Here is a 20,781-nt window from a genome sequence, read left to right on the forward strand (position 1 = left end):
GGCCACAAGGGCGCACTGACAGGGCCACGATCCGCGGTTCACCGCCTGTTGACCCTGCTGCTAAAGCGCCTTAGTTTTCCCTTCGGGTCCACCGCAGGCCGAACTGGCGCTGATCCGGGCCGACTTCACGGCACGCCCCCATCAACTCAACTGCACGTCCCATCAGCAGAGCTTTTCCGGAAGATGGAGAGATGACGATGAGATACGTCCGGCGACTGGCCCTGGCCACAAGTGTCACGGCGTCCCTGGTGCTCACCGGCTGCGGCGTGGGTGGCGGCGGCGGTGACGACGGCGGCAAGGCCCAGGACGCGGCCAAGGGGAAGATCACCGGTTCCATCAGCTTCCAGACCTGGAACCTGAAGGCCGGCTTCAAAGGCTACTTCGAGGACGTCGTCGACACCTTCGAGAAGAAGCACCCCGGCACGAAGGTCAAGTGGATCGACCAGCCCGCCGAGGGGTACGCCGACAAGCTCTCGGCCGACGCCGCCGGTGACACCCTCCCGGACGTCATCAACCTCGACCGCAGCACCGCCGCCCCGCTCGCCAAGGCCAAGCTGCTCCTCGACCTCGACGAGGCGGACCCCGGCGCCGGCAAGGACTACCTGGCCGGAGCGTGGAAGAGCAACGACTGGAAGGACGCGGGCGGCCACTACGCCTACCCCTGGTACCTCAACACCGGCCCGACGCTCTACAACACCGGCCTGTTCAAGAAGGCCGGGATGAACACCAAGAAGCTCCCCACGACGTACGACGAACTCTTCGACCAGGCCATGGAGATGGCCAAGAAGTCGAAGAAGCAGTACGCCATGATCGGCCAGCTGCCCGGCACCGACGTGATGGCCAAGTACGGCATCAAGGTCATGAACGACGCCCAGACCAAGTACGTCTTCAACAGCCCCGAGGGCGTCGCGTTCGTCAAGAAGTACGTCGAGCTGTACAAGGCGGGCGCGATCATCCCGGAGGCCCTCAGCCAGGACTACGTCAACGAGGGCAAGAACTTCCAGTCCGGACGGCTCGCGTACCTGCCCGGCAGCTCGTACACCGTGAAGGAGCTCAAGAAGAACGCGCCGAGCGTCTACAAGAACCTCGCCATCCAGCCGCAGATCACCAACAACGCGCCGGGCATGTACATCCAGTCCGTGGGCGTCTCCGCGCACACCAAGAACTCCGCGACGGCCCTCGCTTTCGCCCGCTTCGTCACCGACGCCGAGAACCAGCTGGCCTTCGCCAAGGAGGCGGATGTCTTCCCCTCGGGCAGTGACGGCGCCAAGGCCGAGTACTTCCACGCCGACGACGGCAGCGACGCCGCCAAGGTGCGCGTCCTCTCCGCCGACCAGCTCGACAAGGCCGTCGAGTACACCTGGCCCGGCACATCGGAGGCCCAGAAGACCGACCTGCGCGAGCAGATCGCCCTGGCCGTGAGCGGCAAGAAGTCGGTCAAGAAGGCCCTTGACGACGCCGTCGCCTTCGCCAACAAGCAGGCACAGGACGGCAAGTGACGACTCCCACGAAGCCGGTGGGCGCCGCTCGCCGCCTGGTCCGCCGCGCGCCGCAGGAGCGCACGGCGGACCAGGGGCGGGCGGCGCGGGGCGGGCACGCCGCCCGGCACGGCAGGCTCACCCCCTGGCTGTTCCTCGCCGTCGCGCTGATCAGCGAGGGAGTCTTCACGGTCTTCCCGTTCCTCAACACGATCGTGCTCGCCTTCACCGACGCCACCCGCCTCAAGGGCGGCGCGTTCATCGGGCTCGACAACTTCAGCCGCATGATCCACGACGACCGGTTCTGGACGGCGCTGCAGAACTCCGCGCTGTACATGGTGATCGTCGTGCCCTGCATGGTGTTCCTGCCGCTGCTGCTCGCCATGCTGGTGCACACCAGATTGCCGGGCGCCGGCCTCTTCCGGACCGCGTACTACATCCCCGTGGTGTCCTCGACCGTCGCCGTCGGCATCATGTGGTCCTGGATGCTCGACAGCCAGGGCCTGGTCAACCAGACGCTCAAGGCGCTCGGTGTCATCACCGAGCCCGTGCCGTTCCTGACCGAGCGGTGGCTGCTGATGGGCAGCGCCATGTTCGTGACGATCTGGACCGGCCTCGGCTGGTACATGGTCATCTACCTGGCCGCCCTGACCAACGTCAGCAGGGACCTCTACGACGCCGCCGCGATGGACGGCGCCGGATGGTGGCGCCGCTTCGTCTCGGTCACCATCCCCGGTGTCCGCAACACGATGGTGCTGGTCGGCGCGCTGTCCTCGGTCGCGGCCTTCCGGGTGTTCACCGAGATCTACGTCCTGTCGGGCAACACCGCGGGACCGGGCGGCTCCGCGATGACGGTCATCATGCTGATCCAGCGGGTCGGCACGGGACTCGACGCCGAGGTCGGCTACGCCTCCGCGCTCTCCCTCGTCGTCTTCGTCATCACCATCGGCCTGATGATCGCCGTCCTCAGGATGCAGACCCGGGAGAACGAGAAGTGACCGCCACCCACGCTCCCCACGATCCCCTCGCGCCGAGCCCCGCCCACCGCCGCGCGCACAGGCGCCGCCTGTCGCTGAACGCCGCGCGCTACGCGGGCCTGACGGCGGTGGCCATCCTGTGCGTCGGCCCGCTGCTCTGGCAGGTGTCCACCTCCCTCAAGGGCAACGGCGTGGACATCTACTCCTCGCCCCCGCAACTGCTGCCCGAGAAGCCCACCCTGAGCGCGTACTCCAAGGTCGCCGACATCGTCCCGATCTGGCACTACGCGATGAACTCGCTGCTCGTCGCGGTGGCCGTGGTGTGCACCAACGTCATCGGCGCCACCTGCGCGGGCTACGCCCTGGCCAAGATGGACTTCCGGGGCAAGAAGCTCGCCTTCGCCGTCTTCCTGACCGCGATGCTGGTGCCCGGCGAGGTCGTGCTCATCGCGAAGTACATGCTCGCCCTGTCCATGGGCATCAACAACTCGCTGCTCGGCGTGATCCTGCCGTCCGCGGTCAGCGCCCTCAACGTCCTCCTCATGCGCAACGCGATGTCCGGCATCCCGAACGAACTGGAGGAGGCCGGGATCATCGACGGGGCGAACGCCTGGCAGCGCTTCCGGCGCATCGCCGTCCCCTCGGTGCGCGGCACCATCGCCGTCGTCGCGATCTTCGCGTTCGTCGGCTCCTGGGACAACTTCCTGTGGCCGCTGATCGTGCTCTCCGACCAGAGCCAGTACACGCTCACCGTCGGCCTGAACTACCTCCAGGGCACGTTCGTGAAGGACCCCCGCATCATCGCCGCCGGCACCGTCATCGCGATCCTCCCGCTGGTGGTCTTCTTCTTCGCGCTCCAGCGGTACTTCTTCCGGGGCGTCGGCGAGGGAGCGGTCAAGGGATGAGGCACGTACCAGCGATCGGGACAGGAGCCACCACGTCATGACCCGCAGGCCCAACATCCTCCTCGTCCTCACCGACGACCACGCCGCCCCGGCCATCAGCGCCTACGGCTCCCGGATGAACACCACCCCGAACATCGACAAGATCGCCTTCGCGGGCATGCGCTTCGACCGGGCCCTGGTCAACAACTCGCTGTGCACCCCGGCCCGCGCCGCCGTCCTCACCGGCACCTACAGCCACGTCAACGGTGTCACCACGCTCGCCACCCCCATCGACGCGAGCCAGCCCACCTTCGTCTCCGAGCTGAAGGCGGCCGGCTACCGCACCGCCATGTTCGGCAAGTGGCACCTCGGCCACGGCGAGGGCCACGACCCGCAGGGCTTCGACCACTGGGAGGTCCTCGACGACCAGGGCACCTACCACGACCCGGTGTTCCTCACGGAGGACGGCAAGGTCCAGCACGAGGGCTACGTCACCGACATCCTCACCGACCGGGTGACGGCCTGGCTCGACGAACAGCCCGCCGACGAACCGTGGTGCGCCCTCGTCTGGCACAAGGCCCCGCACCGCCCATGGATCCCGCACGAGCGGCACAAGCACCTGTTCACCGAGCCGATCCCGCTGCCGGAGACCTTCGACGACGACTACCGCGGCCGGGCCACCCCCGCCCACCGCGCGACGATGCGCATCGCCGACGACCTCGCCGACGTCGACCTCAAGGAGGACCCGCCGGAAGGCCTCGACTACGAGGCCATGGCCCGCTGGAAGTACCAGCGCTACCTGGCGGACTACCTGCGCTGTGTCACCGCCATCGACGAGAACGTGGGCCGCCTGTCCGACCACGTCACCGCGCGCGGCGAACAGGACGACACACTCACGATCTACACCGCCGACCACGGCTTCTACCTCGGTGAACACGGCTGGTTCGACAAGCGGTTCATGTACGAGGGCTCCCTGCGCATCCCGCTCGTGATGAGCTACCCGCGCAAGGTGCCCGCCGGCCGGAGCACCGACGCCCTCGTCGCCAACGTCGACCTCGCGCAGACGGTCCTCGACGCGGCCGGAGTGCCCGCCCACCCGCGCATGCAGGGCATGAGCCTGCTGCCCCTGATGACCGGCGACCCGGAGGCGGAGCGCCGCGAGACCTTCTACTACCGCTTCTACGAACACGACGACCACATGCACCACGTGTGGGCGCACTACGGCATCCGCACCGACCGCCACAAGCTCATCTACTACTACGCGGACGGCCTCGGCCTGCCCAACACCAACAACGTCACGTACCCGCCGGAGTGGGAGCTGTTCGACCTGGAGGCCGACCCGCACGAGCTCCGATCCGTGTACCACGATCCCCAACACCGGGCGATCCGCGAGGAGTTGACGCGGGAGCTGGCCCGCGTCCAGGCGGAACTCGGCGACACCCCCTACGAGCGGCCCAGCCCCGCCGAACGGGCCGCCGCACTCGGCCGCCTCTGACCGGCACCACCCCCCACTTGACCCGAAGGAACCCCGCACGATGAGCCACCACGCGCGCCGCGGCCTGCGCTTCGGCGCCAACTACACCCCGTCCCAGACGTGGATGTTCTCCTGGATGCAGCTCGACCTCGACGAGGTGCGCAGCGACTTCGAGGGCCTTGCCGAACTCGGCCTCGACCATGTGCGCCTCATGCCGCTGTGGCCGCAGCTCCAGCCCAACCGCACCTGGGTGCGCCCGCAGGCCGTCGAGGACGTCCGCCGCGTGGTCGACGCGGCAGCCGAGTTCGGCCTCGACGCCTCCGTCGACGCGCTCCAGGGCCACCTCTCCAGCTTCGACTTCGTGCCGGCCTGGCTCGACACCTGGCACCGCCGCAACATGTTCACCGACCCGGACGCCGTCGCCGGGCAGGCGCTGCTCGTGCGGAGCCTGGCCGAAGGGCTCGCCGACCGGCCCAACTTCCTCGGCCTGACCCTCGGCAACGAACTCAACCAGTTCTCCGGCGACCCGCACCCCAGCCCCATGCGCGCCGACCCCCGGCAGATCACCTCATGGCTCGACACACTGCTCGACGCCGCCGAGACCGCCGCCCCCGGCAAGGAACACCTGCACAGCGCCTACGACGCCGTCTGGTACCTCGACGGCCACCCCTTCACCCCGGCCCACGCCGGCCGCTCCGGCGCCCTCACCTCGATCCACTCCTGGGTGTTCAACGGCACCGCACAGCGCTACGGCAGCCGCTCCTTCGAGACCGACCACCACGCCGAGTACCTGATCGAGCTGTCCCGGGCCTTCGCCACGGACCCGGACCGCCCGATCTGGCTTCAGGAAGTGGGCGCGCCCCTCAACTGCATGACGGCGGAGGAGGCCCCCGGCTTCCTGGAGGCCACGGTCCGCTCCGCCGTGGCGACCGCGAACCTGTGGGGTGTGACCTGGTGGTGCTCGCACGACGTGCCGCGCCGCTTCGGCGACTTCCCCGAACTCGAATACACCCTCGGCCTGATCGACTCCCAGCGCCGCGCCAAGCCGACCGGCCGCCGCTTCGCGGAGCTCGCGGCCGAGCTGCGGGCCACGCCCCCGGCCGTACCGGAGCGCACGGCAGCGGTCGTGATCGACGTCGACGACGAGGACACACCCGTGGCACGCGGCGCGCTCGGACCCGGCGGCGCGGTCTTCGACGCGTGGATGCGCCTGGCGAGCACCGGCACCCACCCCGCGCTCGTCCTCTCCTCCGTCACCGACGCGGCAGCGCTGGCCGCGCGTGGCATCACCGAGCTGCACCGGGCCCCCGCGGGTGGGCCGCGGGCCGTCTACCAGGCCGTGAACACGGTCGTTCCGGAGGATGCGACGTCATGAGCGGGAACCGTGCCGACGGACGCGGGGCGCTGCCCCGGACCCCGCGCCTCAATCGCCGGCGGGGCTTGAGTGTCGTCGTCATCTACGCCGACGACCTCGGCTTCGGCGACGTAGGCTGCTTCGGGTCCGAGGACATCCGTACCCCGCACCTCGACCAACTGGCCGCTGACGGCGCCCGGTTGACGCACTGGTACTCCAACTCGCCGGTCTGCTCGCCCTCCCGCGCCTCCCTGCTCACCGGCAAGTACCCGGTCCGCGCCGGGGTCCAGGAGATCCTCGGCGGCAGGCGCGGCACCGTAGGACTGCCCGAACAGCCCACGCTGGCCTCCCAATTGCGCGACGCGGGCTATCGCACCGGCATCTTCGGCAAGTGGCACCTGGGCACCGCGACCGGCTACGGCCCGCTGGACCGCGGCTTCGACACCCACACCGGATTCCTCGCCGGATGCGTCGACTACTACTCGCACATCTTCTACTGGGGCGAAGGCAACCCGGTCCACGACCTGTGGCAGGACGGCGAGGAGATCTACGACAACGGCCGCTACCTCACCGAAGTCATCGCCGAGCGCGCCGCGGACTTCATCACCGAGACGGCCTCGCAGGGGGACGCCCCGTACTTCTGCTACGTCCCGTTCAACGCCCCGCACTACCCGATGCACGCGCCGCGCCAATACGTCGACCGCTTCCCCGAACTCGACCCGGAACGCCGCATCATGGCCGCGATGGTCTCCGCCCTCGACGACGGCGTGGGCCGCATCCTCGCCGCGATCGACGCGGCAGGGCAGCGGGAGAACACCATCGTGTTCTTCTCCTCCGACAACGGCCCGTCCACCGAGACCCGCAACTGGCTGAACGGCGAGGAGATCGACTACCAGGGCGGCTCCACCGGAGGCTTCCGCGGGGCGAAGGGCTCGCTCTTCGAGGGCGGCATCCGCGAACCCACCATCGTGCGCTGGCCCGCCGTCGCCGACTCCGGCCAGGAGATCACCGAGCCCGGACTGATGATGGACCTGCTGCCCGCGCTGCTCGGCGCGGTCGGCGTCCCCGTACCGGAGGACATCGACGGCGTGGTCCCGGGGTGGGCAGGGGGCTCCGGCGCCGGAGAACGCGATCTGTTCTGGGAGTACGGACCCCAACTCGCCGTCCGCCGGGGCCGGTGGAAGCTCGTCCGCTCCCCGCGCGAGGCGCTCGGCGGCCCGTTCGTCCTCGACGAGATGCTGATCGACCTGGACGCCGACCCCGCCGAGACGACCGACCTGCGCGCGCGTGAACCCGAGCGCACCGCCTCGCTCGGCGCGGCGCTCGACGCGTGGGCGGAGTCCTTCGGCTGGGACCCGAGCCCGTGGCTCCCCGGTTCCGCGGGCTGAACCGCCGCTCACTCCCCTCGGCGCCGCCCCCGCACCTCCCGCGGTGCCGCGCCCAGCTCCCTGCGGCACGTCTTGTTGAACGCCTGGAGGTCCGGGATGCCCACCGTGGCGGCGACCGCGGTGATCGCGAGCGTGGAGGACTGCAGCAGGTGCCGGGCGCGCTCCATCCGGCGCCTGCGGATCCAGGCCACCACGGTGTCTCCCGTGTCGGCGCGGAACAACCGGGTCAGATGGCCGGGGGAGACGCCCGCCGCGGCGGCGATCCCCGGCACCGTCAGCGTCGTCGCGAGGGACCTCTCGATGTACTCCGTTGCCGCCGCCAGCGCCGGGTGGGGGCGTCCTGTCCGTTCGGGCGGGCCCAGTTGGGTGGTGTGCCACAGCACCGTCCACACCTCGGCGGAGGCCCGGGCCCGCGCCGTCGGCATGGCCGCCACGGCGCTCCCGAGCAGCGTGCCGAGCAGCGCCGCCTGCGCGCCGGCGTCCTGCATGACCGGCACCCGGCGCAGGCCCTGCGGGTCGCGGCCCGGCAGCCGGAAGTGCGCGTACAGGTGCTCGCTGCGCCGCGACGCGTACCGGAAGTGGGCCTCGGTGTCCGGCCGGATCAGGCTGAGGTGTCCCGGCCGGATCGGGTGCCGGTGGCCGTCCACCGTCAGCTCGCCCGCGTAGCTGTAGAGGTGCAGCTGCCACAGGTCGGGCAGCCGGAAGGACTCGCTCAGCGCCTGCCCGCCGTGGATGCCGACGCCCGCGCTGACCACGTGGGGCGGCTGGTCCAACTGCAACGCGACGCTCTCGGTCATGCCGGGAAATTACCAGTAGAGGCCCGATACAGCCCACGACGAACGGGCATCGGCTGCCTACGTTTGCCTCATGCCAACCAGTGAGCAGCTGCTGAGCTCCGTACAGATGGCGCGCTTCGTCGCCCACGGTTCGCTCCGCCTCGACGCGGTCGTCCCACCGGAGCTGAACCAACAAGCCATCGATGTCTTCGAGGCCGGAATTCCCGCCGCGCCGTACGGCACCCCCGTCCCGAAGGCCTACCCGGACGGCTCCTTCGCCCGCCGACTCCTTGAACTCCCCGCCGTGGCGGGGGCATTGGAGAGCCTGGTCGGCCCGGATCCGACCGTCGACCACCACGCCGTGCATGTGCGCGAGGCCAGGGACGGCACCGCCCAGCCGCTGCACGGAGACGCGATCATCGATGTGCGGCCGGACGCCTTCGACGTCCAACTCATGTACTACCCGCAGGACGTGACGCTCGACATGGGCGGCACGCTGAGCGTGCCCGGCAGTCATCTGCGACACACCAACGAGACCGACACCGGCCGCTACCAGAACCTGCGCGGCCAGAACCGGCTGACCTGCCCCGCCGGCACCGTCCTGCTGATGCACCACGGCATCTGGCACGGCGGGCGCCGCAACGACAGTGACATCCGGCGCTACATGTTCAAGATCCGGTTCAATCCGACCGTGCCGCAGGTGCGCCTGTGGGACACCACGGACCTCGACGACCCGGCCGTCGGCGACGAACTCCGGCACGTCTTCCCCTGGTACGAGCCCGCCACCGGACGCCTGGAGATCCACAACCGGATCCGGCTGTGGCGCGCGCTGACCGGCGACGACACCTTCGACCTCGACCACTGGGTGACCAGGGTCTCCAACCGTCCCACCATCGGGAGCCACGCATGAGACAGCAGGTACTCGTCCTCTACCTCGCCAACTCGGCGCTCGACGCCAAGGTGGTCGGCTGGGCCCGCTACGACGGCACCGGGACCACCGACCACACCACCGGCGACAGCGACGACCCGCCGTACGAGACGGGCCTCGAAGCCCTCCTCGACGGCTGGCGCCTCTTCCAGGCCGCGCAGCTGCTCCCGCCGTATCCGGGCCACGAGTACGACACGTCGTACCTGAAGCACGAGTTCTTCTTCGAGAAGCTTCAGCCGACGCCTGAGGCGGCCTGATCCAAACGGCAGGCCCTACGCCTTCGGTGGCTCCTGCCCCTGCTCTCGCGGGGGCGGAGTCACCGTCTCGCCCTGGATGACCTGCGGGGGCGTCCGGGGCCGGTCGCCCGCCGGATCGTCCTGCTCCTTCGCGGCCCTCGCCTCGGCCTTGAGGATGCGGGCCGACTTGCCCGCGCTGCGGGTCAGTTCCGGCAGCTTCTTCACGCCGATCACGACGGCGATCACGATCAGGACGATAGCGATCTCGCTGAGTCCGAACATGGTCAGTCCTCGCCGCCCTCGTCGTCGCCTTCGTCCTCGTCCTCGAAGAAGTCCCCGACCTCGTCGACGACTTCGGCGGCGACCACGCCGCCGACCACACCGACCGCGAGCCCGGCGGCGCCGACCGCCACGGCCGTGCCCATGCCGGGACCGGAGTGGTGACCGCCACCGTGACCGCCACCGTGCCCGTACGAGGCGTGGGTGTCATAGGCCGCGTGGTGCTCGACCAACTGCCGTACCCAGCCGTCGACGACCGCGTTCCAGTCCAGGCGTCCGACCTCGTCGTGCGCCACGGTGAAGCGGGTGAGCGTGTCGGGGCCGCCGGAGAAGGGGCCGCCGCGCTTGTCGGCCTCCAGGACCACCTCCGTGCCGCTGGGGGTGGCGAGGAAGGTCAGCTCGATCTCCTTGACGGCGTGCGCGTACTGCGGGGAAGGCGCCAGCTCGATCTCCTGGTAGAAGGGGAGCTGCTGGCCGGTGCCGCCGATGTACCCGTACTCCAGGTCCGCGGACGTGAAGCCGAAGCCGAGCTGCCCGAACGCTTCGAGGATCGCCTCCTGCACGGGGAGCGGTCCGACGGCGAGCTGGTCGAGGTCTCCCTTGTCCTTGGCGCCGGCGACCGAGATTTCGGTGCGTACGCCGAGGGCGATGCCGAGCTGCTGCCCGTACAGCTCGGTGATCGGTGTCTCCCACGGCAGCGTCACCGTGAACGGCACGCTGTGCTCGGCGCCCGCGACGAGCCGGAAGCCGCCGCCGACCACGATCCGGTCGAACGCCACGGTGCCGTGGCTCTCACCCTCGTCGTGCTCCGCCTCGACCTGGGCGACGAGCTCCAGGGTGATGTGCTCGATCTCGAAGTCGCCGCTGCCGCCTTTGAGGTGGACCCGGCCGGAGACCGTGCCACCGGGGGCGGTGGTCCAGTCGGGCAGGACCGTGTCGACGGTGGGCCCGCCCACGCCGAGCGAGCCGAGCAGTCGTTTGAACACCATCGAGGCGTGAACTCCCTTGTGGGCGTAGGAGAGGTTCTACAGGCGTGTAGAAGTATAGGGGTGGGGCGGAACTTTCCCGGTGCTTCGCTAGTTTCTACAGTGCTGTAGAAGTACGGCACCGTAGGAAATCGCAATGTGAGGAGCACCCGTGGCCCTGTGGGACCGCATCAAGGATTCCGCGTCGACGATGCAGACGCAGCTGGTGGCGAAGAAGAACGACCTGAAGTCCGGGGCCTTCCGGGACGCCTCCATGGCGATGTGCGCGCTGGTGGCCGCGGCCGACGGCACCATCGACGCCTCGGAGCGCCGCCGCGTCGCGCAGCTCATCATGAGCAATGAGGTGCTGCAGAACTTCGACGCCGCGGACCTCCAGAAGCGCTTCGACGCGAACCTCGACAAGCTGACGGCCGACTTCGACTTCGGCAAGGTCAGCGTGTTGCAGGAGGTCGCCAAGGCGAAGAAGAAGGAGGCCGAGGGGCGCGCCGTGATCCAGATCGGCATCGTCATCGGCGGTGCGGACGGCGACTTCGACCAGGCCGAGCGGGGCGTCGTGCGCGAGGCGTGCCAGATGCTCGGCCTGGCGCCGACCGAGTTCGACCTCTAGGTCCTGTTCCCGATGTCAGAGGGGTGTGGCCGCGTGGAGCGTGGCCGCCAGGGTGAGCGCGGAGTTGGCGGACGACATGGCGGACGCCGCCGCGCCGAACCCCGCCGTCCACGTGGCGAGCCCCACGGACGTGAACGCGGTGGCCCGGCCCGGTGCGCCGGGCGGCGGCGCGAGCAGTGCGGCGACGCGGCGGGGCAGCGGGCCGGGAGCGGCGAACGCCGCGAAGAGGGGCTCGCGTGCCCCGCCCGCGGACAGGGCCGCCTTGCCGATCGCGCGGGCGACCACCCTGCGGTCACCCACCAGCGCGGCCGCCTCCTCGTCGGCCCACCGCTCGGCCGTGTACGCGACGGCCGAACTCAGCGGGCGCAGAAAGGGGTTGGCGCGGGCGGCCAGGCGCACGGCCAGCAGGTGGCGGTGGTGCCGGGCCGTCAGATGGGCCCGCTCGTGGGCGAACAGGGCCCGCCGCTCCGCGGGCGCGAGCCGGTCGAGCAGCGACGTGCTGACGACGATCCGGCCCCGACCGCCACCGGGCAGCGCGTAGGCGTACGCCTGTGGGTCGGGCAGCACCGCGACCTGGGTGGCGGGCAGTCCCGCGAGCGCGGAGTGGGCGCGGCGGCGCAGCGTGAAGTGGCGCCACAGCGTTCGGGCGCTGGCGGCGACGACGGCGAGCAGCGCCGGAATGGCCGCCTTGCCCGCGATCTCGTCCTGCGGCACGGCGGCCCGCACCTCAGGGTCCGACCAGCCGTCCGGCAGCGGATTGCCCGGCAGCTGCGCGGTGCCGACCACCATCAACAGGCCGATGCACACCGTGCTGCAGACCGCCATCACGGCGGCCACGCAGGTCAGGAGCCGGGTCGCGGTGCGCGGATGCAGCCGGTGCGCGGCGAGCCGGGCCACCGGCCAGGCCGTCAGCGGCAGCACCAGCGGCAGAAAGACGAAGATGCCCACGGTTCAGCCCGTGCCTTCCTCGTCGCCGGCCGCCGCGTCCGCGTCCGAGTCCGCGTCCATGCCCGCTTCCGCGCGCCGCAGCAGATCCCGCAGCAGCCGCTCGTCACCCTCGGGCAGCGAGGTGACGAAGCTCGCCAGGACGGCCTCCCGGTCCGCCTCGGCGTCCAGTACCTTGCGCATCTTGAACGCGGCGAGCCCGGCCTCGTCGGCCACGGGCGTCCACACGAACGAGCGCCCCTCGCGCCGCCGGGTGACCGCGTCCTTGGCCTGGAGCCTCGCCAGGATCGTCACCACGGTGGTGTACGCGAGGTCGCCGTCCATCCGGTCGCGCACCCACCCGGCGCTCACCGGGGTGTCGGCCGTGCGCAGCGCGGCCAGGACCTGCGCCTCCAGCTCGCCCTGTGCGCGGCGTGCGGTCCTGTGGCGGGACGTCGTCACCGGCTCCTCCTGGTGGCTGGGTGCGGGGGCCAGTCCATCATCCCTGGGTGCGGTGGCGCCGCCCACAGGCCCGACGGAGAGTGGTCGGGAACGGCGGCGCCGGGCCGGGCGTTGTCGTAATGAAGCAAAGAGAAAGTAAAATGAGAAGGAGCAGCCGGTTGTCCGCCAGACCGACGGACCCAGCGGGGCACAGTCCCCGACCACCCCGCCCCTTGATCGATGAGCACGGCACGCGGCGAGGTGGTGGCACATGCTGAGTGCCGTGCTCGGCCTCCTCGCGGTCCTCGTGCTGACCGCGGGGACCGGTTACTTCGTGGCCCAGGAATTCGCGTATGTCGCGGCGGACCGGCTCGCGCTCGCCCGCGACGCCGAGGCGGGCGACAAGAGAGCGGCCAAGGCCCTCACGGTCCTCGAGCGGCTGTCCTTCATGCTGTCCGGTGCCCAGCTCGGCATCACGGTCACAGGCCTTGTCGTCGGCTTCCTCGCCGAACCGTCCGTCTCGACCCTGCTGCGCCCGGTCCTGGACGGCATCGGCATCCCGGACGCCGCGGTGACCGGCATCTCGGTCGTCCTGGCGTTCGTCCTGGCCACGGTCGTCCAGATGGTGCTGGGCGAGCTGGCCCCGAAGAACCTCGCCCTCGCCGTCCCCGAACGCCTCGCCAAGTCGCTCGCAGGGTCCACGGTCGGCTACCTGAAGGTCGTCGGCCCCCTCGTGCACCTCTTCGACAGCGCGGCGAACAAGCTGCTGCGCAAGGTCGGCATCGAGCCCGTCGAGGAACTGCACCACGGCGCCACCCTGGAGGAACTCAGCCATCTCATCGGCGAGTCCCACCAGCAGGGCGAGCTGCCCCGCGAGACCGCCACGCTCCTCGACCACGCCCTGGAGTTCAACGAGCGGACCCTGGACCAGGTGATGGTGCCGCGCGCCGACGCGATCTTCGTCCGCAAGGAGGCCACGGCGGCCGACGCGATCGAGCTGATCGCCAAGCACGGCCACTCCAACTACCCGGTCATGGGCGACCACCCCGACGACGTCACGGGCGTCCTCGGCGTGCGCGAACTGATGCGGCTCCAGCAGTCCGCGTACGCGAGCACCCCGGCCGGGACCCTGGCCCGCCACCCCCTGCTGCTGCCGGACCGGCTCCAGCTCCCCGCCGCCGTCGACCGGATGCGGGAGGCCGACGACGAGTTCGCGGTCGTCCTCGACGAACACGGCGGCGTGGCCGGTGTCGTCACGTACGAGGACATCGCCGAGGAACTGGTCGGTGACATCGCGGACGAGACCGACCGCGAGACGCAGCTGGCGGTCCATGACCCGGACGGCACGGGCTGGGTGATCGACGCCGGCCGCCGCATCGACGAGGTTGCCGAGGCCACCGGCGTCGAGCTGCCCGAGGAGGAGGGCTACGACACCGTGGCAGGACTGATCGTGGACCGCCTCGGCCGCTTCCCGGCGATCGGCGACCGGGTCACGGTCGACCTGGCGGGCGACGGTGAGCACGCCGTCATCGACGTCCGCACCCTCGACCGCCACGTACCCGAACTCGTCCACCTGTCCCGCGCATCCGCCCCCGCCGACACCGAGGAGGAGCCGCGCTCATGAGCTTCCCCATGGCCCTCTTCATCACGGTCCTGCTGCTGATCGGCAGCGGATTCTTCGTCGCCGCCGAGTTCGCGCTCGTCGCGGCCAAACGGCATCGCATGGAGCAGGCGGTCGCGTCCGGCGCCCGCGGCGCCAAGGCGGCGCTCGCCGGCATGCGTGAGCTGTCGTTGATGCTCGCGGGCGCCCAACTCGGCATCACCATCTGCACGCTGGGCCTCGGCTCGATCTCCAAGCCCGCCATCTCCCACGAGCTGGACCCGCTGCTGCACAGCTGGGGCCTGCCCAGCGGCCTCAGCTACGGCGTCTCCTTCGCCTTCGCGATGATCGTCGTCGTGTTCCTGCACATGGTCGTCGGCGAGATGGCGCCCAAGTCCTGGGCGATCGCCCACCCCGAACGCTCGGCGATGCTGCTGGCTCCGCCGTTCCGCGCCGTGGTCAAGGTGGTCCGCCCGCTGATCTGGGTCCTCAACAAGGTGAGCAACGCGCTGGTACGGATGTGCCGGGTCACCCCGCGCGACGAACTCGCCGAGGTCCACAACCGGGAGCAGCTCACGCACCTCGTCGTGGAGTCCGAGCGGCTCGGCCTGATCAGCAAGGACGACTCGGAGCTGATCACCAGCTCGCTGGTCGAACCGCTCACCCCCGTCGGCGGCCTCCAGACCCCCGCCGCGCGGATCACCTCCGTCCCGGCGGACGCGGACCTCGACACGATCCTCGCCACGGCGGCGGCGCGCGACCGCAGCCGCCTCCTCGTCCGCGCGGGGGACCGGATCGTCGGCTCCGTGCACGCCCGCGACGCGCTGATCGCCCGCAGCCGGGGGCGCGCCACCACTGCGGGCGAACTGGCTCGCCCAGTACCGGAGTTGCTGGCATCCGACACGGTCGGCCAGGCCATCGAGCAACTCCGCCACCGCCGGGCCTCGCTCGCCGTCGTCCGCGACGACACCGGCCGACTCACCGGCCTCGTCGCCCTCGACGACCTGCTGGCCCGTCTCACCCACCCACAGGCGGCCGCTTAGGGCCCTTCTGACGGATCTTGCCGGAGTCGTGGGCCCTGGCACGCGCATCTGCTGCGTTGTCGTCGGTTGCCAACGCTCCGCGTTGACGCCCTCCTCCGCCTTGCAGCTGCACGCACCAGACCCCGCTTGTCGGCACCGAACATTCGCGGCCACCCGCATCCAGCCTGATCCGTCAGAAGGGCCCTAGCGCTCAACCGTCGCCTGCGGGACTGCGTCCCCCCTGTCGGGGAACACGTAAATCGACATTCGACAGCTGTGTCGAAACGTCGAAGTGTCGGATCAAGGGGAGGCAGACAGGCATGGAGATCTCCGGCATCTTCACCGCAATCGTCATCGGCATCGTGATCGGCGTACTGGGGCGACTGGCGATACCGGGCCGCCAACGCATCGGCATCCTGTGGACGTTGCTGGTCGGCATCGCCGCGGCACTCGTCGGAACCGCTCTCGCGGGCGCCTTCGACGTCGCCGAGACCGACGGCATCGACTGGATCGAACTCGCCATGCAGATCGGCCTCGCCGCCGTCGGCGTGGCGGGAGTGGAGAGGCTCAAGGGGCGGCGCTGACGCCGGACTCCGCGCCCCGCGACGCTCTACGAAAGTGTGGCGCTACGCCGTCGGCATGTAGCGGGATTCGGCTACCCTGGCACAACGCCCAGTGGAGGAGCCCGGATTGACCAGGCCGACCGGATCGGGGAGCGCGCGCTCCCTCCTGCTCACCGTGCTCGGTGAGTACGTGCTGCCACGGGACGCCCCCGTCTGGACCTCGGCGCTGTTGCGCGTGATGGACGGCCTCGGCGTCGAGGAGAAGGCGGCCCGCCAGGCGCTGAACCGGCTGTCCGCGAGCGGCATCCTCACCGCCGAGCGGTCCGGGCGGCGGGTGCGCTGGGCACTGACCGAACACGGCAGGACGCTGCTGAGCGAGGGCGCGGAGCGCATCTACTCCTTCGGGCAGGAGCGGGCGAGCTGGGACGGCCGCTGGCTGGTGCTGCTCGTCAGCGTCCCGGAGACGAAGCGCGAACTGCGCCACCGGCTGCGCACCCGGCTGACCTGGGTGGGCCTCGGCAGCCCCGCCCCCGGCCTCTGGGTGGGCCCGCACACCGCACGCGAGGCGGAGGCCAAGCAGGTGGTGGAGGAGCTGGGCCTCGGCCCCGAGGTGTCCTCGTTCTGCGGGCCCTTCGCGGGGATCGGCTCCGAACGGGACATGGTGGAACAGGCGTGGCGGCTCGGCGACCTGGCCACGGAGTACGCGGAGTTCGTCCGCTCCTTCGCCGGCATGCGCGCCGAACCCGGTGCGAACACCCTCCTCGCACAGGTCCGCCTCGTCGACGCATGGCGCCGCTTCCCGGCCCTCGACCCGCAACTGCCCCTGGAGCTGCTGCCTCCGCACTGGATCGGCGTGCGCGCCGCCAACCTCTTCACCGAGCTGCACGAGCGGTGGCACGGGGCCGCGCAGGAGGAGTGGGACCGGCTGACCGCCTCGCCGCTCACTCCTCCCCTGTGAGTCACTCCTCCAATTTGAGCCGGTACACCTGCGCCGCGTTCCCCGCCAGGACCAGGCCCGTGGTCGTCTCGTCCGGGCACAGGGCCGCGACCGCGCGGGCGTTCCTCGCGATGCCCGGGACGCCCGGCCAGTCGGTGCCGAAGATCATGCGACGGGTGAGACGGGACCAGTCGTGCTTGCTGTAGTACGTGCGCAGACGGGACGGCGGGAGGCCGGAGAGCTCGATCCACACGTGTTCGTTGGACAGCGCCATGAAGGCCGCCGCGTCATACCACCAGCCGCGCCCGCCGTGCGCGAGCGCCACGTCCAGGCGGCGGAAGTCGCGCAGCACGTCGTCCAGGAACAGCGGATCGGCGTACTTGTTGAGGGCGCCGGGAAACGTGCTCGTGCCGCAGTGCACGACGAGCGGGATGCCGGCCGACTGGCAGAGCTCGTACGCGGGGTAGAGGCGCCGGTCGTTGGCGGCGACCCCCGCGTGCACGGGGTGCAGCTTGCAGGCGACCGCGCCCAGGTCGAGCTGCCGCTGGAGCTCCTCCTCGATGGGGTAGTGCAGATGCGGATTGATGTTGGCGATCGGCTTGGCCCTTGACGGGTCGTAGGACGTGATCGGCAGCAGGTCCTCGATCGGCTGGATGCCCGTCGCCCGCGGGCTGTACTCCGACAGCAGCAGCGCGATGTCGACGCCCTCGGAGACGAGATGGCGGTGGAACGCCTCGGGGTCCACCGTGTCGTCGTCGTAGATGCGGGCGAGGAGATCGTGGTCGGCGACTCCCTGGGTCCACTCCTCGTACGTCGGTTTCAGCGTGGACAGGCGCGCCGGGTGGAGATGGACGTCGATCAGCGGGTGGCCGTCCAGCATCAGGTCTCCTCGTGCAGGTCTCGGGAAGCGGTCACATCGTCGGCCGCGCGGGCCCGTAGCTCCACGCGGCGGATCTTGCCGGTGGCGGTCGTCGGCAGCGCCTCGGTGAACAGCACGTGCCGGGGCCGCTTGAAAGCGGGCAGCCCGGTGCGGCAGTACGCGATGAGCTCGCCTGCGCCGACGTGCTGCCCCGGTGACGTGACGACGTACGCGACCGGCTTCTCCAGGCCGTCCGTGTCCGTCGCCGCGACGACCGCGGCCTGGGCGACGGCGGGGTGTTCGAGCAGCCGCGCCTCGACCTCGGCGGGGGACACCCAGATGCCACCGGCCTTGAGCATGTCTCCGGTACGGCCCAGACATGTGAAGTACCCGTCCTCGTCCCGTACGTAGGTGTCTCCGGTGCGCAGCCACTCGCCACGGAACACCTGGCGGGACTCGTCGTAGCGGGACCAGTAGCCGGTGGCGACGGAGCGGCCGCGGACGTGCAGGGTGCCCGGTGTGCCGGCCGGTGCCTCGCGGTCCTCCTCGTCGAGGACGCGCAGTTCGTAGCCGGGCACCGGGCGGCCCGTCGTGCCCGGGCGGATCGCCCCCGGCGCGTTCGACAGGAAGATGTGCAGCGTCTCGGTCATCCCGATGCCGTCGATGATGTCGACGCCGAACCGCTCGCTCCAGCGGCGCTGAAGCGCGGCGGGCAGCGGCTCGCCCGCGGAGGCCGCGAGTCTGACACCGGCGAGCGTGTCGCCGGGCAGGTCGGCGCGGAGCATGTTGGCGAAGAACGTCGGCCCTGCGAAGAACAGCGTCGCGCCGGACTCCCGGGCCCGCCCGGCCAGCAACTCCGGGCGCGAGGGCTCCGGTTCGAGCACGGCCGTCGCCCCCACCGCGAGCGGGAACAGCACCGAGTTGCCGAGCCCGTACGCGAAGAACGCCTTGGCCGCCGACAGACACCGGTCGCCGGGGTGAATGCCGAGGACCCGGGTCGCGTACGTCTCGCAGACCTCGGCGACGGCGCCGTGCCGGTGCATCGCGGCCTTGGGCGAGCCCGTGGTGCCGGAGGTGTAGAGCCAGAAGCCGGGGGAGTCGGCCGTGGTGGCGTACACGTCGGTGTCCGGGTCCGCCTCGGCCAACTCCCGCAGCCGGTGCACCGGGAGGGTGCCCGTGAACGTGACATCGGCCCCGGCGAGCAGCCCGCGCAGCTCCGGGGCGTCCGGCACCGCCTTGTCGGCCACCGCCGCGTACGAGGAACTGACGGCGAGGAACGCCGCCCGCGCGTCACGCAGCAGCTCGGCGAGATCGCCCGCGTGCAGCATCGTCGACACCGGCACCGGTATCGCACCGACCCGCAGCGCGGCCAGGAAGACGGTGACGAAGTCGGGGGAGTCGGCCATGAACAGCATCACGCGCTGCTCGGGCCGCAGGCCGATCGCACGCAGGCCGTTCGCCGTGCGGCACACCCGGTCGTGCAGTTCGGCGTAGGTGAGATCGCCCGAGGGTCCTGTCAGGGCGAGGCGGGCGCCGTCCCCGTGGTCGAGCCGGCGGTCGAGCAGATAGCGGCACGCGTTGAAGGGTTCGCTCATCGTCGACTCCCCGGTCATCGGCTTGAGGCGGCTTGAGGCGGCTTCGGACGTCTTCAGACGAGGTGCACGTACTCGTACTCGAACGGCTTGCCGTTGATGCCCTGCCGCGGCGGGGCGATCCAGGAGGCGATCCGGCCGGGCTCGTGCACGGGCCGCATCAGCGAGCGGATGTACGTCTTGTCCACCTCGGTCGGCAGCCAGGCACCCTTGGAGTCCTCCCACGCGTCGGCGGTGAGGACCGTGCCGTCGGGTGCCGTCTCGACCGCGGCGAAGGCGCCGACCTGCCGGTTGAACGCGATGTGCGGCAGATACAGCCTGCGCTCGATACCGGCTTCCTCCAGGAGGCGGTTCCAGCGGCCGAGCCCTGTGTGGCAGTCGCGGATGTACTCGCGGCGCAGATCGGTGTTGAGGCCCACGAGCGCCGCGACCTCCCGCTGCCCGATCGCGCCCTCGACCAGCGCGTCGACCAGGAAGGAGTCGTCGGTCAGGGTGTGGTCGTCCTTGCGGCGCTCCTCGCCCCAGCGGCCCTTGAGGCCCGAGGTGTAGTAGTTGGCGACGTTCGTCGACGTCTCCGAGCCGAACAGGTCGAGGGAGACCGAGTAGTGGAAGTTGATGTACTTCTGGATCACGTCGAGCGGGATGCCGCCGCGGGCGGTCACGTCGTCGGTGTCGTGCTCACGCATCAACTCGGCCGTGCGCAGCACCACCCGGTCGATGCCGGTGGTGCCGACGAACATGTGGTGCGCCTCTTCCTTCAGCATGAACTCGGCTGTGCGCGACAGCGGGTCGAAGGCCGACTCCTTGAGCGTGCCCAACTGGTACTTGCCGTCGCGGTCGGTGAAGTACGTGAACATGAAGAAGGACAGCCAGTCGGGGGTCTCCTCGTTGAACGCGCCCAGGATGCGCGGCGATTCGTCGCTGCCGGAGTTGCGGTGCAGCAGCTCCTCGGCCTCCTCGCGCCCCTCCCGGCCGAAGTAGGCGTGCAGCAGATACACCATCGCCCACAGGTGCCTGCCCTCCTCCACGTTCACCTGGAAGAGATTGCGCAGGTCGTAGAGGCTGGGCGCGGTGGCACCCAGGTTGCGCTGCTGCTCGACGCTGGCCGGTTCGGTGTCTCCCTGGATGACGATGAGGCGTTGCAGATCGGCCCGGTACTCGCCGGGCACCTGCTGCCAGGCGGGCTCGCCGCGGTGCGCGCCGAAGGCGATGCGGCGGTCGGGCTTCGGCTCGGCGAGGAAGACACCCCAGCGGTAGTCGCGCATGGCGACGTGCCCGAACCGCGCCCAGCCGTCGCGCCCGACGTCGACGGCGGTGCGCAGGTACACGTCTTCGGTGGGCAGGGTGGGGCCCATGGAGTCCCACCAGGTGAGGAAGTTGGGCTGCCAGGACTCCAGGGCCCGCTGGAGCCTGCGGTCCTCGTGCAGAGCTACATTGTTGGGGATCTTGTCCGTGTAGTCGGCGGTGAGCGCCATC

General features: G+C 70.4%; 21 protein-coding genes. 13 read left to right on the forward strand and 8 right to left on the reverse strand.

Annotation, left to right across the window (positions count from 1 at the left end; translation table 11 throughout):
* Positions 1 to 191: 191 nt before the first annotated feature.
* From OKJ99_RS15135 to OKJ99_RS15160, 6 genes are all read left to right on the forward strand, one after another.
* On the forward strand, positions 192 to 1,499 hold the full coding sequence (locus OKJ99_RS15135; protein ID WP_326016723.1) for an extracellular solute-binding protein: 1,308 nt from the start codon (positions 192 to 194) through the stop codon (positions 1,497 to 1,499).
* Positions 1,496 to 2,476: a carbohydrate ABC transporter permease gene (locus OKJ99_RS15140; RefSeq protein ID WP_326016724.1), complete on the forward strand. Its 981-nt coding sequence runs from the start codon at positions 1,496 to 1,498 to the stop codon at positions 2,474 to 2,476. Before OKJ99_RS15135 ends, OKJ99_RS15140 begins: the two co-directional genes overlap by 4 nt.
* A gap of 68 nt (positions 2,477 to 2,544) precedes the next feature.
* Positions 2,545 to 3,360, forward strand: coding sequence for a carbohydrate ABC transporter permease (locus OKJ99_RS15145; RefSeq protein WP_326016795.1), 816 nt, complete (start codon positions 2,545 to 2,547; stop codon positions 3,358 to 3,360).
* Positions 3,361 to 3,397: 37 nt separating this feature from the next.
* Positions 3,398 to 4,834, forward strand: coding sequence for a sulfatase family protein (locus tag OKJ99_RS15150; RefSeq protein ID WP_326016725.1), 1,437 nt, complete (start codon positions 3,398 to 3,400; stop codon positions 4,832 to 4,834).
* A gap of 40 nt (positions 4,835 to 4,874) precedes the next feature.
* Positions 4,875 to 6,188: a glycoside hydrolase 5 family protein gene (locus tag OKJ99_RS15155; RefSeq protein WP_326016726.1), complete on the forward strand. Its 1,314-nt coding sequence runs from the start codon at positions 4,875 to 4,877 to the stop codon at positions 6,186 to 6,188.
* Positions 6,185 to 7,555 carry a sulfatase family protein gene (locus OKJ99_RS15160; RefSeq protein ID WP_326016727.1) on the forward strand — a complete coding sequence of 457 codons (1,371 nt, stop codon included), beginning with the start codon at positions 6,185 to 6,187 and terminating at the stop codon, positions 7,553 to 7,555. The genes OKJ99_RS15155 and OKJ99_RS15160 overlap by 4 nt, the downstream gene beginning before the upstream one ends.
* 8 nt (positions 7,556 to 7,563) lie before the next feature.
* On the opposite strand, the gene OKJ99_RS15165 is transcribed toward OKJ99_RS15160, so the two are convergent.
* Positions 7,564 to 8,352, reverse strand: coding sequence for an AraC family transcriptional regulator (locus tag OKJ99_RS15165; RefSeq protein WP_326016728.1), 789 nt, complete (start codon positions 8,350 to 8,352; stop codon positions 7,564 to 7,566).
* Between the two features lie 70 nt (positions 8,353 to 8,422).
* Between OKJ99_RS15165 and OKJ99_RS15170 the strand changes: the two genes are divergently transcribed.
* A complete protein-coding gene (locus OKJ99_RS15170; protein WP_326016729.1) occupies positions 8,423 to 9,241 on the forward strand; it encodes a phytanoyl-CoA dioxygenase family protein in 819 nt (272 codons plus the stop codon).
* The gene (locus OKJ99_RS15175; RefSeq protein ID WP_326016730.1) at positions 9,238 to 9,516 is read left to right on the forward strand and encodes a hypothetical protein; all 279 of its coding nucleotides are present in this window, start codon (positions 9,238 to 9,240) and stop codon (positions 9,514 to 9,516) included. The genes OKJ99_RS15170 and OKJ99_RS15175 overlap by 4 nt, the downstream gene beginning before the upstream one ends.
* A 15-nt stretch (positions 9,517 to 9,531) precedes the next feature.
* Here the strand turns inward: OKJ99_RS15175 and OKJ99_RS15180 are convergent, their stop codons facing one another.
* Together OKJ99_RS15180 and OKJ99_RS15185 are read right to left on the reverse strand one after the other, a co-directional pair.
* Positions 9,532 to 9,777, reverse strand: a complete 246-nt coding sequence (locus OKJ99_RS15180) for a twin-arginine translocase TatA/TatE family subunit (protein ID WP_326016731.1) — start codon at positions 9,775 to 9,777, stop codon at positions 9,532 to 9,534.
* Between the two features lie 2 nt (positions 9,778 to 9,779).
* Entirely contained in the window at positions 9,780 to 10,763 is a 984-nt protein-coding gene (locus OKJ99_RS15185; RefSeq protein ID WP_326016732.1) for a sporulation protein, read from the reverse strand.
* Between the two features lie 148 nt (positions 10,764 to 10,911).
* Here OKJ99_RS15185 and OKJ99_RS15190 point away from each other — a divergent pair, with 148 nt between their 5' ends.
* Positions 10,912 to 11,367: a tellurite resistance TerB family protein gene (locus OKJ99_RS15190; RefSeq protein ID WP_326016733.1), complete on the forward strand. Its 456-nt coding sequence runs from the start codon at positions 10,912 to 10,914 to the stop codon at positions 11,365 to 11,367.
* Positions 11,368 to 11,382: 15 nt separating this feature from the next.
* Here OKJ99_RS15190 and OKJ99_RS15195 read toward each other — a convergent pair whose 3' ends face one another.
* Both OKJ99_RS15195 and OKJ99_RS15200 read right to left on the reverse strand, forming a co-directional pair.
* Complete coding sequence (locus OKJ99_RS15195) at positions 11,383 to 12,315, reverse strand: M56 family metallopeptidase (RefSeq protein ID WP_326016734.1); 933 nt, start codon at positions 12,313 to 12,315, stop codon at positions 11,383 to 11,385.
* A gap of 3 nt (positions 12,316 to 12,318) precedes the next feature.
* Positions 12,319 to 12,753, reverse strand: a complete 435-nt coding sequence (locus OKJ99_RS15200) for a BlaI/MecI/CopY family transcriptional regulator (RefSeq protein ID WP_326016735.1) — start codon at positions 12,751 to 12,753, stop codon at positions 12,319 to 12,321.
* 250 nt (positions 12,754 to 13,003) lie between these two features.
* On the opposite strand from OKJ99_RS15200, the gene OKJ99_RS15205 reads away from it, so the two are divergent.
* The 4 genes from OKJ99_RS15205 (at position 13,004) to OKJ99_RS15220 (ending at position 16,875) form a co-directional block, all read left to right on the forward strand.
* The gene (locus OKJ99_RS15205; protein ID WP_407700701.1) at positions 13,004 to 14,356 is read left to right on the forward strand and encodes a hemolysin family protein; all 1,353 of its coding nucleotides are present in this window, start codon (positions 13,004 to 13,006) and stop codon (positions 14,354 to 14,356) included.
* Positions 14,353 to 15,375, forward strand: a complete 1,023-nt coding sequence (locus OKJ99_RS15210; RefSeq protein ID WP_326016736.1) for a hemolysin family protein — start codon at positions 14,353 to 14,355, stop codon at positions 15,373 to 15,375. Before OKJ99_RS15205 ends, OKJ99_RS15210 begins: the two co-directional genes overlap by 4 nt.
* A gap of 299 nt (positions 15,376 to 15,674) precedes the next feature.
* On the forward strand, positions 15,675 to 15,938 hold the full coding sequence (locus OKJ99_RS15215; protein WP_326016737.1) for a GlsB/YeaQ/YmgE family stress response membrane protein: 264 nt from the start codon (positions 15,675 to 15,677) through the stop codon (positions 15,936 to 15,938).
* A 106-nt stretch (positions 15,939 to 16,044) separates the two neighbouring features.
* Positions 16,045 to 16,875, forward strand: a complete 831-nt coding sequence (locus OKJ99_RS15220; protein WP_326016738.1) for a PaaX family transcriptional regulator — start codon at positions 16,045 to 16,047, stop codon at positions 16,873 to 16,875.
* Between the two features lies 1 nt (position 16,876).
* Here the strand turns inward: OKJ99_RS15220 and OKJ99_RS15225 are convergent, their stop codons facing one another.
* The 3 genes from OKJ99_RS15225 to boxB are packed head-to-tail and all read right to left on the reverse strand — an operon-like array spanning position 16,877 to position 20,780.
* Positions 16,877 to 17,734, reverse strand: a complete 858-nt coding sequence (locus OKJ99_RS15225) for an amidohydrolase family protein (protein WP_326016739.1) — start codon at positions 17,732 to 17,734, stop codon at positions 16,877 to 16,879.
* Positions 17,734 to 19,308 carry a benzoate-CoA ligase family protein gene (locus tag OKJ99_RS15230; protein ID WP_326016740.1) on the reverse strand — a complete coding sequence of 525 codons (1,575 nt, stop codon included), beginning with the start codon at positions 19,306 to 19,308 and terminating at the stop codon, positions 17,734 to 17,736. Before OKJ99_RS15230 ends, OKJ99_RS15225 begins: the two co-directional genes overlap by 1 nt.
* Positions 19,309 to 19,361: 53 nt before the next feature.
* The gene (gene boxB / locus OKJ99_RS15235) at positions 19,362 to 20,780 is read right to left on the reverse strand and encodes a benzoyl-CoA 2,3-epoxidase subunit BoxB (RefSeq protein WP_326016741.1); all 1,419 of its coding nucleotides are present in this window, start codon (positions 20,778 to 20,780) and stop codon (positions 19,362 to 19,364) included.
* Position 20,781 lies beyond the last annotated feature (1 nt).

Source organism: Streptomyces endophyticus (assembly GCF_035798155.1).
Taxonomy (GTDB): Bacteria; Actinomycetota; Actinomycetes; order Streptomycetales; family Streptomycetaceae; genus Streptomyces; species Streptomyces endophyticus.